We start from the raw sequence: 12,596 nt of genomic DNA on the forward strand, positions 1-12,596 counted from the left end.
TCAATTGTTCATAAAAAGTATCGCATAAGTAGTTGTGATAAGAGCGATTGCTGATATGGTTATACTAACCCAAACCGAATTATCCGACCACCAATTTCTTGGAACGAAAACCTGATCTCCAGATTGCAAACCGAAATCCATAGCTGTGCTGCCTTTGCTAATTACTTCATCAACATCAATGACAATCTCCTGGAAATTTCTGATTAATTTTATATCACTTAAATCTGCTGCATCTGTTGTACCACCAGCAAATGCTAATATAGCTGTGAATTTTTCATAGTCAGATACATAATAAAATCCCGGGTTTTCTACTTCTCCGAGTATGTTTATTCTGAATAAAGCATTAACACTTAAATGAGGATCTTTATATAAAGAATCATATCGAGCTACTATTTCAGATTTAATATCTTTAAAATCTCTGTTAACAGTATTGATAACACCAATCAATGGTAAATTAATCAATCCGTTTGGTTGAATATAATAATCGCCCGTAATGACGTCTTCAATATCGAGAAATGATACTCTAATTCCGTCTCCTGGATTTAGTGTTTGAGAGTAAGAACTTAGACTTAATGTTAAAATTAAGGTTGTAAAAAATATAAATACCAGTTTATTCATAGTTATTTTGTCTTAAATTGAATAGATAAAAAAAATCAACAAATCAAATAATTATATCCAGGTAAGTTAATTGTTCAGTCAAATTTTAGTTCACTTCAAATAGTAACATAGCCAACAATTCTTACGACGAATGAACAAAAAATCAATATTTATGCCATGAGTGATTAACAAATTATTCTGCTTGATTGATGATATTGAATTTGAAATTTCAAAATGAGAAAATTCTTTTTATGTGAATCATAATATAACTTTTTTCACATTATAAAAATTCAATTCGTTATTTATTATTAGATATAATTGGAGTATTCCTAAAACAAAGCCAATCGTTATATCAAATAAGTAAGAATTTCAGCAATACTTTACTTATTTAATAGATAATAATTTCAATTAGCATAGTTCTTGCTAATGTATGAATTCCTTATGTAATAATTTGTCTTACATAAACATAAACTTACATTTTGGAGAATAAAACAAACCAAATTATTAAAAATTATGTGGTTATAAGAGGTAAAAAATGAACGTTCCCTTTCTCGATCTTAAAGCTCAGTATAAAACAATTAAACACGAAATTGATCCTGCAATTCAGAAGGTTATAAATGATACTGCATTTATTTTGGGAGAATCAGTTTCAAATTTTGAAAAAGAATTTGCGACTGCACACGATGTAAAACATTGTTTGTGCACAAGTTCAGGAACGGATGGTAATCATATCGCATTGTGGATATTAGACATAAAGCCTGGCGATGAAGTCATTATTCCGGCAAACACTTTTATAGCAACTGCTTGGGGTGCAACATTATGTGGTGCTACGCCTGTTTTTGTTGATTGTCATCCGGTAAGTTATAACATCGACCCGGAAAAAGTCGAAGCCGCAATTACCGCAAAAACAAAGGCTATTGTTGCAGTTCATTTATATGGACAACCAGCTGATCTGGATAAATTAAGAGAGATTGCTGATAAACATAATTTATTCTTGGTTGAAGATGCCGCTCAAGCTCATCTCGCAGAATATAAAGGAAAGAAAATAGGAGGTTTATCTGATGTTGCTTGCTTTAGTTTTTATCCGGGGAAAAATCTTGGCGCTTATGGCGAAGGTGGTGCTGTCGCAACAAATAATGACGATTTTGCTAAAAAAATAAAATTGATTAGGGAACATGGTCAATCACAAAAGTATCACCATGATATTTATGGACATAATTATAGAATGGAAGGAATTCAAGGAGCTGTATTAGGTGTAAAACTTAAATATTTAAAAAATTGGACCGATGAAAGAAGACGGGTTGCAGACAAGTATAAATCACTTCTCGGTAATGTTGAACAGCTTTCATTGCCAGCAGAAATGGCAGGAGTAAAGCATGTTTATCATCTCTATGTCGTAAAGGTTAACGGTAAAATTTTAACTGAAAGAGAAGAACTAAGAAACAGGTTACAAAAATTCTTAACTGACAACGGAATCTCAAGCGGACTTCACTATCCGGTACCACTACATCTTCAAAAGTGCTTCACCCATTTAGGTTACAAGAAAGGTGATTTCCCTATAACGGAAGAATTGGCTCAGTCAGGTTTATCATTACCAATGTTCCCTGAACTTACAGATGAACAAATAGAATATGTTGCTTCAAAGATTAAAGAGTTTTTTCAAAAATAAATTTAAGCTCTACTTCTTTGAATTTTAATTTGTATAAAATATCTTAATAACAAAACGGAAGGAAAGATCGATTTGCAGAATAAAAAAATAGTAGTTACAGGAGGTGCAGGATTTCTAGGTTCACACTTAGTAAGTCATTTAATTGAAAAAGGGAATAATGTAACAATATTGGATGATTTTTCTCATGGCAAAGAACTGCATTTAAAGAAATTGGAGAAAAATCCTAATCTTAAAGTAATTAAAGGCGATGTTAGCCGTTTAGAAGACGTGAAGAAAGCATTTGAAAACTGTCAGATAGTTTTTCATTTAGCTGTTCTTGATCTTCGACAGTCCATTAAGGAACCACAAAGAGTAAATGATGTCATTGTAAATGGAACATTAAACTGTTTAAGTGTTTCAAGAAATAATAACATTGAATTGTTCGTCAATTGTTCATCTTCTGAAACATTTGGATCAGCACGATATATCCCGATGGATGAAAAACATCCTTTATTCCCTGAAACTCCGTATGCTGCATCCAAAGTTGCGCAAGATATGTATACTTTTAGTTTTGGAAGAACATATGGATTGCCTTGGACTACTGTTAGACCTTTTAATATGTATGGTCCACATTCACATTGGCAGGAATTCAGAGGCGAGTTAATACCGAAGATGATTGTTAGAGCAATGAATAAAAAACCTTTAGTAATTTTTGGTGAAGGAAATCAGACACGGGATTTTATCTATGTAGAAGATGCAGCCAAAGGAATTCTGGATGTTGTAAATAGTAAGTCTTGCATTAGCAATTCAGTTAACATTTGTACTAGTAAAGAAACAAGTATAAGAAAAATTGCTGAGTTAATTTGTCATGAGTTTTCACTTGATCCTGATGTCTATATCCAGAAACAAGCACCGCGCCCCGGAGATGTTATGAGACATCTTGGAGATAATTCAAAGTTTAAACAAATTACTGGTTATACACCCAAAACGACTATTGAAGAAGGTATTAGAAAGACCGTTGCCTGGTTTAAAAGCTTGCCATTCACACCGGAAGAATTACTAAAACAGGAAGTTTTGAGAAGTTGGGAGTAAATTAAATTTTACACGGAAAAAAATTTTTAATCACTGGTTCTACTGGTCGTCTAGGTAGAGAAATTTGTCTTAGGCTGGAAGAATTACGAGCTAATGTTATTCCGGTTATTTTAAAAGGTTATCCTGATCTGCCGAAGCGTGTAGAATGGGCAGCAACTAATAAACCTATTCAGATATATTCAAAGCAGGATTTAGAAAAAATCGATAACTCTGATTACATCATAAATTTGCATTGGCAGGTTGATCGCACAAAGTCATTCACAGAACAATTAATTTATGAAATCAACTCAAACATATATGACCAATTATTTTTTTGGGATTGGCTTAAAGAAATAAAGCCGAAAAAATTTATAAATATCTCATCAATTAAGATATTTAGTGAATTAAATGAAAATCCGATATCATCATCATCTTTCCCTAAACCACTTTCGCCTTATGGTATAGCAAAAGTTACTGCTGAAAATTTTTTCAATTCCTTTTTTCATAAGTCTGTAACCAAGTTAATTAATCTAAGATTAGGTTCAGTCTGTTCTTATGGAGAAGTACCAACACAACTTTTAACTCAGCTTTTTAATAGTGCATTTAATAAAAAAAAGATCACCATAAATAAAGGTCATATCACACATATTTTATTTATAGAAGAAGCAATCGATTTGATCATCAGTTCAGCCTTATTAGAAGATACCACAGATTATTTAATCGTAGGAGAGGGAAAATTAAATGAATTTATTTGTCAAAGATTTGAAGAGTTATCCAATTGTAAACTTAATGCAGAATATATTGATCTTAATCCGGGAGTGATTGATCCTGTATTTATATCAGATCTAAATAAATTGCAAACTAGCTGGGCCAGATCTTATCAGCTCGATTCAATTATTAATTTGATTATTAAAGCAAATTTAAGTTTACACTAAAATTGTTCTTAGAATTAATTAACTCAAACATATCTACTCAACAATTTCAGAAGAAATAATTCCTTTAGCACTTGTTAGTTAAAAAAAACTGGTGTGAGAAATATTCTTTCTCATTAAATACTGGAAGAAAAATTGGATTTTAACATTCTACATGTTGTCAAGAATTTATAATCAAAGATTAAAAAATGCCCACTAATAATAATTTCCATTCTTCAAAAAAATCTTGCAAAACTTCGGATCAAAATGTTGATTTAATTGCTCATCAGCGCTTTATAATAATTATCAATCATTGACTTTCACAACCTTCGATTTCGCTAGTATTCTTGTCTCAATTCTCAGTTTTTAATGATATTCATTTCTCATTTTGAAACTCAATTATAAGCTTACTCTTAAACTAAATTTATTTTCACTGCATTTTACAACATACTCGATGGCATAATATTAGTTAAATCCATTTCCTACAGTATATTAGTAACATTCATTTGAGAAGGGCATTTTTCGTTTTTCATGAAAATAAATATTCAATCAAAATCCTTATTCGCAGTATTAGATCTGCTATTAGTGTTCACCTCCCTGGAAGTATCAATGTATTTATTAAGAAAAGATAAGGGTTTAAATTATCTTGAATTTATTGGTGCAACTACAATTGAATCATTAGTGTTTTTTGTTATCTCTTTAATCTTCTTGCTGATATTTCAGTACAACGGATTATATAGATTTAATATTTTTACCACCAGAGCTGCACATCTATCAAATTTTCTTAAGTCACTTTACTATGGATCTCTGAATATCGTAATTGTGTCATTACTTTTCGGTTCAACAAGTATTATCGACTCAAGACACATTATATTTTTATTTATACTTTTCATCATACCTAGTTTTTATCTATTTAGAATTGAATTGATGCGAAACTTATTTATAAAGTTGAGCAAGACAAGTTTCAAACGAAATGTTTTGATACTCGGTGATGGAAAAGCAGGCAAGCTACTTGCAAGTCAATTATTGTATGAAAATCCCATCGGATTGGATATTGTAGGTTTTATTGATGATACTAAAGAAATAGGGAGTGAGATTGTAAACGGGAAAATGGTCATTGGTCATTTTGAACATATCAAAAAAATAATTGAGCATATTAATATTGACGAGTTGATTATTGGCGAAGACAAACGGACATACGAAGAATTACTTGATTTGATCGATAATTGTAAAAAATTTAACGTTAGTTTGAAGGTTACTTCTGAATTGTTTGAAGTAGTTGGTGAAAAATTAGCAACCGAGAGATATGCTAATATCCCTGTTGTAGATATCTCTTCACATTATAATAACAAGCTTACAAACACTTCAAAAAGACTAATGGATATTGCACTATCAGTATTCGCATTGATAATTACTGCTCCTTTAATGATATTAATTGCTACGATAGTCAAATTAACTTCATCCGGACCAATTTTATTCAAACAAAAACGAATTGGTCATCTTGGACAGGAATTTGAAATTTTCAAGTTTCGATCAATGAGGGTTATCGAAGGTGAAGATGAAGAAAGAAAAGTACAAATGCTTAAATTCTTACAGGATAAAACTGGATCGATTAAAACTAAAGTAGTAAATGACTGTAGAATTACCTGGATTGGCAAAATTATTAGAAAAACTTCACTTGATGAACTTCCTCAAATTTTTAATGTGATTAAGGGTGACATGAGTCTGGTTGGACCAAGACCTTGTTTACCATATGAATATGAACATTACCCCGAATGGCAAAAAAGAAGGGTAAGTGTATTACCTGGTTGTACCGGTGTATGGCAGGTTTGGGGAAGAAGTTCGGTCTCATACAAAGATAGTGTAGTTCTTGATTTATACTACATCAACAATATGTCTCCTTGGTTTGACCTTCAATTACTTTTCCAGACTATCCCTGTAATGTTAACTGCCAGGGGAGCCAAATAACAATCTGTTCTATTAATTACGATATTAATTTCTTCAACTACGGAGTATTTTCATGAAAATTGGAGTAATTGGACTTGGATACTGGGGACCTAATCTGGTAAGAAATTTTCTCTCTCAAAAGGAAGTAAAATCTATCATTGCTTGTGACCTTAGGGAAGAAAGATTAGAAACAGTAAAGGAAAAATTCCCATCCGTCGAAATCACCAGAGACTGTAAAGATATTATTGATGGTAACGTAGATATAGCTGTGATAGCTACACCAGTCAATACGCATTATAAATTTGCCAGGAAAGCTTTGGAAGCAGGCAAACACATTTGGGTCGAAAAACCTTTCACTTCTACATCTGAAGAAGCTGAGGACTTAATAGAACTTGCTGAAAAAAAGAATCTTAAAATCTTTGTCGATCACACTTTTATTTACAATGGTGCCGTTAGAAAAATAAAAGAACTCGTTGATAAAAAAGAGCTTGGTAATATCATTTATTTTGACTCGGAAAGAATTAATCTTGGTTTATTCCAAAAGGATATAAACGTTGTTTGGGATTTAGCACCTCACGATTTATCCATTATGAACTATCTATTAAGCAGCCATAAAATAAAAGCTCTCGTTGCCAATGGGATCGCAAACTTTAATGGAAAAGAAAATCTAGCTCATTTATGTGTGTATTTTGAAGATAATTGTTTTGCACATTTTCACGTTAACTGGATTTCACCTGTAAAAATCAGAAGAATAATAGTAGGTGGAGATAAAAAAATGTTAGTTTATGATGATATGGAAAATTTCGAAAAAATTAAAGTTTACGATAGCGGTGTTGAATTCAAATCTGCTGAAAGTATTCATGAGGCTTTGGTACAGTACAGAACCGGAGATATGTTTTCACCAAAAGTTAATCAGACAGAAGCCTTGGCGTTGGGTGCACGTGAATTCATTTCCGCAATAAATGAAAACAGGGAACCATTAACTAATGGGAAAGATGGACTCGCAGTTGTAAAACTTCTTGAGGCTGCAGATATGTCATTATCTAATATGGGTAAGATTGTTGAAATTGACACACATCTTGTAAGTCAGATTTAAACAAGAAAATTTTTTCTAATTCTGACTTATCTTGGTTCAGAACATTAATTCATGAATAAAAATTAACTGTCCGGATTATTACTTTTTATTTAATCTATAATGAATTTTATCTTATGAGCAAACAAAATATAAATAATGTTAAACTTGGTAAAGATGTTAAAATATTCGACTTCGTAAATCTTTATGGTTGTTCTATTGATGATGGAACAAAAGTGGGAACTTTTGTCGAAATTCAAAAAAATGCTTTTATTGGGAAAAATTGTAAAATATCTTCACATAGTTTCATTTGCGAAGGTGTTCATATCGAAGATAATGTGTTTGTTGGTCATAATGTAACTTTCATCAATGATAAGCTACCACGTGCAACTAATGAAGATGGCTCTATGCAAACTGAAGCAGACTGGAAAATAGTGAAAACATTCGTTAAAAAGGGAGCTTCTATTGGATCATCTTCTACTATAATGTGTGGAGTTACTATTGGAGAAAATTCAATAGTTGGAGCTGGTGCTGTGGTAACGAAGGACGTTCCTAACAATACTGTGGTAGCTGGTGTACCTGCAAAGGTTATTAAAAAGTTAAAATAAACCTCCACCCTCTCTTCACTGCTTTTTTAAATCTTGTCTAAGCTTAACTGCTAAAACTTTTCTTTTATTATTTATTCCTCTTGTTTAACATTTATAAGCTTTAATAAAAAAATGTTTTTCAAATCCGAAGAATATTTGAATTCAATAAATAAAAAGACCGCCTCAAATTGTTACTTTTGAGGCGGTCTCATCTTAAAAATATCTACTGGTTTTTTAGATGAAAAGTTGAATTGAAAAGTATACTAATGAAAAGAAGTACAGAACACTCAAACCAAGTTTAATCTTTCCTTTAAGATTTTCCTGAAGAACCTTGTTAGATAATCTTACCACAGTTTTATCCAATGTTGTATTGGGACTCTTTAAATGAATCTCTTCAACCTTTGGATGATTCAGATCAGTTAGAACATCTACTTTTGAAAAACTTATGGTCTCCATAAAATGCCCTTTTTAAAGATTTTTGCTAACACCGGTTTAATATTTTTCAGTAATAATTATACCATATATAAAATTGTTAAAAAACGAAAAAAACTAGGGGGATAATTATTATAATGTAGAATTTACAGGTAGTAATCTTTATTAAATTTATCAAAACAGAGAATTAACTATTCGGATTAACTAATTATTGATGAAAGTAAATAATTATGGATGGAAGCTTTAATAGTGAATTTTTCTTGTCCCGCCAATTATAGCAACTTAATGCTTACTTAATGAAAATCATCCGGGGATTTGTACAATGCAGTTTCTTAAACATTTCCCAATCACTCTATTTTTTATCCGAAATTAATATCAATTTTTAGATATGAGAAATCAAAAATGGATTGAGACCTAGTACGTCAGGTCTTTCGCAGAAATCAGTAAACAGTTCAAGTTTATCGGAGTATTGTCCTGACATATCAATCCTGTCGGTTGAGAAAGTATTAATATAAAGTAGCATCACGAGTACCTTTGAAGGAATGAAAATTACAATTCCTACTACATTGCATTCTAATGAACTATACTTTGGATTAATAACTAATATTAGGATACTTCTGTTTGAATAACTTCAGGTTTTCTTCATCAATCTTTTTAGCATTCACTTTGTTGGACTTTGACAACCTTGAGTTCTCTTTAAACATCGTTATTTATATGCAAGTAGCGAATGTTCTTTTCAGACTCTAACAATGAAAACATTAAGATGGCTGAAGACATTCAACAGAACTATTTTTACTAACGATGTTGCATAAATTATTTTAATAATTTGTTGGTACAATTAATGCACATTTACAGTATTCGTTGAAATAATTTCAATGAACATTGTCAAAGAATTTTGCTGTTCTTAAAAATTCAAAATTTAAAGAGGGACTATATGACAACCGACCTTGATATTGCTCGGAAAGTAAAATTAATTTCTATTAAAGAAATGCTTGAGCAATTAAGTATTTCAGAAGATGATTTTGATTTTTATGGAAAATATACTGGTAAAATAAAGCTGAGTATATTGGATAAACTATCAACACAACCTAACGGAAAACTGATTCTGGTTACTGCCATGAGTCCTACCAATTTCGGTGAAGGAAAAACATTGACAACAATTGGTTTGGGACAAGCATTAAAACGAATTGGGAAGAAAAGTATGATTGCATTGCGTGAACCATCGGTGGGACCGGTATTTGGTATTAAAGGCGGTGCTGCTGGTGGAGGACATTCACAATTACTTCCTATGGAGATGATCAATCTTCATTTTAATGGCGACTTTGGTGCAATTACTGCGGCACATAATCTACTTGCAGCAATGCTGGATAATCATATACTTAAAGGAAACGATCTCCGAATTGATGTAACAAATATTCTATGGAATCGTACAATGGATATGAATGATCGCTCCTTGCGTCAAATTGTAATTGGATTAGGTGGGCGAGTAAACGGAATTCCAAGAGAATCTGGTTTTGTAATTACTGCTGCATCTGAGGTAATGGCTATACTCGCATTAGCCGAATCCCGTCAAGACTTAAAAAAACGGCTCGGAAATATTGCTGTGGGATTTAACTATGATCAGAAATTAGTTCATGCCAGAGATATTCAGGCAAATAATGCAATGGCTGTCCTGTTGAATGACGCAATTATGCCAAATCTTGTTCAAACAAGTGAGAATACACCAGCACTGGTTCACGCCGGTCCATTTGCTAACATCGCTCATGGAACTAACAGTATTATTGCAGACAAAATCGCTTTAAAACTTGCTGATTATGTTGTAACAGAATGTGGGTTTGGTTCAGATCTTGGTGCCGAAAAATTTTTTAATATTGTGTGCAGAAATACTCCCATGTGGCCTTCCGCTGTAGTTATTGTTGCAACTTGCAGAGCGATCAAGTTTCATGGTGGAGTTAAAGCAACACCTGAATCATTATTATATGAAGAAAATATACCAGCTTTCAAAAGTGGTTTGGCAAATCTTGGGGTCCACATAAAAAATATGCAGAAGTTTTATGTTCCTATAGTGGTTGCAATTAATAAATTTCCGACAGATACTGCATCCGAAATCAAAATGATTTATGAATTGTGTGAAGAATTAAATGTTGAATGCGCTATGCATGAGGCTTACATGCGAGGAGGAGAAGGAACGATCGAACTGGCAGAAAAAACAATTAAATTGGCTGAAAAAAATAATAATCCACAGAAGAAATTCTTATATGAACTCAATACTTCAATCGAGGATAAAATCCGAACAGTTGCAACTCAGATCTACGGAGCTAAAGATGTCTATTTCGATAAACGTGCAAAACGAAAAATAGAAAAATATGTCGAGCTTGGTTATGGAAGTCTGCCGATTTGTGTTGCAAAAACACAAATGTCTTTATCTGATAATCCACGAGCTATCGGCGTACCACAGGATTGGACATTAACTGTTAATGATGCCAGACTTTCGGCTGGAGCAGGATTTATTGTACTCATCTGCGGAGATATGATGCTAATGCCAGGGTTGCCTAAGTTCCCTGCTGCTATCAATATGGATGTTGATGAAAATGGAGAGATTACCGGATTATTTTAATTGTGTGATACCAGACTTGTTGCAAAGCATCATTCAGTGTTGCATTCAATGGAAAGAATTTTTGTTGCAGGATGTATATTATATTAACAAGAAATATCAAGAATCAGAGATATACATAGTGCACATCAAAATTATTATATGCGTTTATTCTGTTATGAAAAGCTGCATTCCTTTGTGTTAAATTGCAACTTTACTTCTCTCATTGGTCCTTATCTTTATTATCTCATCAACTTTACTAACAAAAATCTTTCCGTCTCCCGCATTTCCGGTATGAGCAAATTTTTGAATGATACTTAAAACTTCTTCTGCCATACTATCATCAACAACAATTTCGATTTTTGTTCTAGGAACAGAGATTATTTTATCGTCAAGAACTTTAATATCCTTTGTGTTGATTTCATCTTTTCCAAAACCAATAACTTCAGAAATAGTTATACCTGGAAGTTTGTTAATCTTTTTTAATTCTTCCAAAACTTTTAACAATTTAAATGGTCGAATTATAGCTTTTATTTCGTTCATTTTAATCCCGATGTGATTTATTGTTTTTATACAATCAATAGTGGAATAACATTCGGTCTCATCTCAAAATAAATATTATCGAAGTTTTATGTTGTTTGTCCCCACTCTGAACTAATAATTCCAAAATTCATATTTTGCCGTTTCTCAGTAGAATTTGATTTGTGATATTTTTTCACAGCTATCATATATCCAAGATTAATTAAATCCACTGCAAGCGATATATCCTCTTCTGAAATATTTTCTTTCTTATGATGAACCAAGAATTTAGCAGCCTCTTGTTTAAATAATTTTACTCTTTGTGAACTTTCATTATTCATAAACATACCCAGGTAGTTATTTATGTATTATCTTTTATCTAACGATGTACTAGAACATTAATTAACTAAGTGAACGCTCTTCAGCAAATTCCGTACTAGGGATTAGCTTAAAAATCTCAGAAACAAGATTAGTCGAATATGAGTAAAATCCTTTTCTTATCAGAATCTTCACCGAGCAATTTTCAGTATTAAATTCTTTACACAGATCGTTTTCCAATTTCTCAAGCAGTAATATTTTTAAATCTTTTTCTTCGAACGAAAATGAATTTGAATATTCGTTGTAAATTCTTTTTTCAACTAAGTCAATAATATCCTCAATAAAAAAAACATCAAATCCATCCATCTCAACAACTAAAGCCGCAGGAATTTCAAAAAGTTCTTTTTGTATTTCTGATGGAATATATTCAGCACCTATAACTGGAATCTCAACGATGTACTTTTTTGTAAAATCAAAGTTGAGAGATTTTGATATTTTAAACTGACAAGTATGTTTTGTTAATATCCTCTGCTGTGTTGCAGTTAAAATTTTCTCAATAAAAAATGGAAAACTGAAAACTATATCAGCGGTTCTGGCATTAATGGAATTTAAATACGTGATCATTTTATTACTTAGTTGTTGCAGACCTACATATTCATCCCGATCGTTCAAAATATATAAAATGTTTTCTTCGAATTGCTTTTCGTAAATCTTTTCAATCATTGCATGAATTGATATACTGGTAATTGTATTATCTCCCTCAGCCGTTACTTTTTTACCAATTTTTATGGGGTAATCCAAACCATCTATCGAAACTTCGATTAATTGTTTTTTACTTTTCACCATATTTTGTTCCTTATGTGATTATTTATTTCACCATTTTTTACATAATATTTTTATA

The 12,596-nt window shown here is 31.8% G+C and carries 13 protein-coding genes; 7 read left to right on the forward strand and 6 right to left on the reverse strand.

The features are described 5' to 3' along the window. A complete protein-coding gene (locus HND39_03530) occupies positions 1 to 618 on the reverse strand; it encodes a hypothetical protein (GenBank protein ID QKJ95421.1) in 618 nt (205 codons plus the stop codon). A 514-nt stretch (positions 619 to 1,132) separates the two neighbouring features. On the opposite strand from HND39_03530, the gene HND39_03535 reads away from it, so the two are divergent. From HND39_03535 to HND39_03560, 6 genes are all read left to right on the forward strand, one after another. After that, positions 1,133 to 2,266: a DegT/DnrJ/EryC1/StrS family aminotransferase gene (locus HND39_03535; protein ID QKJ95422.1), complete on the forward strand. Its 1,134-nt coding sequence runs from the start codon at positions 1,133 to 1,135 to the stop codon at positions 2,264 to 2,266. Positions 2,267 to 2,338: 72 nt separating this feature from the next. Then, complete coding sequence (locus HND39_03540; protein QKJ95423.1) at positions 2,339 to 3,337, forward strand: SDR family NAD(P)-dependent oxidoreductase; 999 nt, start codon at positions 2,339 to 2,341, stop codon at positions 3,335 to 3,337. 5 nt (positions 3,338 to 3,342) lie between these two features. Next, on the forward strand, positions 3,343 to 4,251 hold the full coding sequence (locus HND39_03545) for an SDR family oxidoreductase (GenBank protein QKJ97866.1): 909 nt from the start codon (positions 3,343 to 3,345) through the stop codon (positions 4,249 to 4,251). Positions 4,252 to 4,836: 585 nt separating this feature from the next. After that, positions 4,837 to 6,195 (forward strand): sugar transferase, encoded by a 1,359-nt coding sequence (locus tag HND39_03550; GenBank protein ID QKJ95424.1) that lies wholly within the window; start codon positions 4,837 to 4,839, stop codon positions 6,193 to 6,195. Positions 6,196 to 6,247: 52 nt separating this feature from the next. After that, positions 6,248 to 7,270: a Gfo/Idh/MocA family oxidoreductase gene (locus tag HND39_03555; protein ID QKJ95425.1), complete on the forward strand. Its 1,023-nt coding sequence runs from the start codon at positions 6,248 to 6,250 to the stop codon at positions 7,268 to 7,270. Between the two features lie 113 nt (positions 7,271 to 7,383). After that, complete coding sequence (locus HND39_03560) at positions 7,384 to 7,854, forward strand: N-acetyltransferase (protein QKJ95426.1); 471 nt, start codon at positions 7,384 to 7,386, stop codon at positions 7,852 to 7,854. 213 nt (positions 7,855 to 8,067) lie between these two features. Here the strand turns inward: HND39_03560 and HND39_03565 are convergent, their stop codons facing one another. After that, positions 8,068 to 8,289: a hypothetical protein gene (locus HND39_03565; protein QKJ95427.1), complete on the reverse strand. Its 222-nt coding sequence runs from the start codon at positions 8,287 to 8,289 to the stop codon at positions 8,068 to 8,070. A 358-nt stretch (positions 8,290 to 8,647) separates the two neighbouring features. Next, positions 8,648 to 8,788, reverse strand: a complete 141-nt coding sequence (locus HND39_03570) for a hypothetical protein (protein ID QKJ95428.1) — start codon at positions 8,786 to 8,788, stop codon at positions 8,648 to 8,650. A gap of 411 nt (positions 8,789 to 9,199) precedes the next feature. Between HND39_03570 and HND39_03575 the strand changes: the two genes are divergently transcribed. After that, a complete protein-coding gene (locus HND39_03575; GenBank protein QKJ95429.1) occupies positions 9,200 to 10,882 on the forward strand; it encodes a formate--tetrahydrofolate ligase in 1,683 nt (560 codons plus the stop codon). Positions 10,883 to 11,059: 177 nt separating this feature from the next. Here HND39_03575 and HND39_03580 read toward each other — a convergent pair whose 3' ends face one another. The 3 genes from HND39_03580 to HND39_03590 all read right to left on the reverse strand — a co-directional run bounded on the left by HND39_03580 (position 11,060) and on the right by HND39_03590 (position 12,541). Further along, complete coding sequence (locus HND39_03580; GenBank protein QKJ95430.1) at positions 11,060 to 11,401, reverse strand: P-II family nitrogen regulator; 342 nt, start codon at positions 11,399 to 11,401, stop codon at positions 11,060 to 11,062. Between the two features lie 86 nt (positions 11,402 to 11,487). After that, positions 11,488 to 11,718, reverse strand: a complete 231-nt coding sequence (locus tag HND39_03585; protein ID QKJ95431.1) for a hypothetical protein — start codon at positions 11,716 to 11,718, stop codon at positions 11,488 to 11,490. Between the two features lie 61 nt (positions 11,719 to 11,779). Then, complete coding sequence (locus HND39_03590) at positions 11,780 to 12,541, reverse strand: hypothetical protein (GenBank protein QKJ95432.1); 762 nt, start codon at positions 12,539 to 12,541, stop codon at positions 11,780 to 11,782. Between the last annotated feature and the right edge of the window lie 55 nt (positions 12,542 to 12,596).

The sequence above is a fragment of the Ignavibacteriota bacterium genome (assembly GCA_013285405.1).
Lineage (GTDB): Bacteria > Bacteroidota > Ignavibacteria > Ignavibacteriales > Ignavibacteriaceae > IGN2.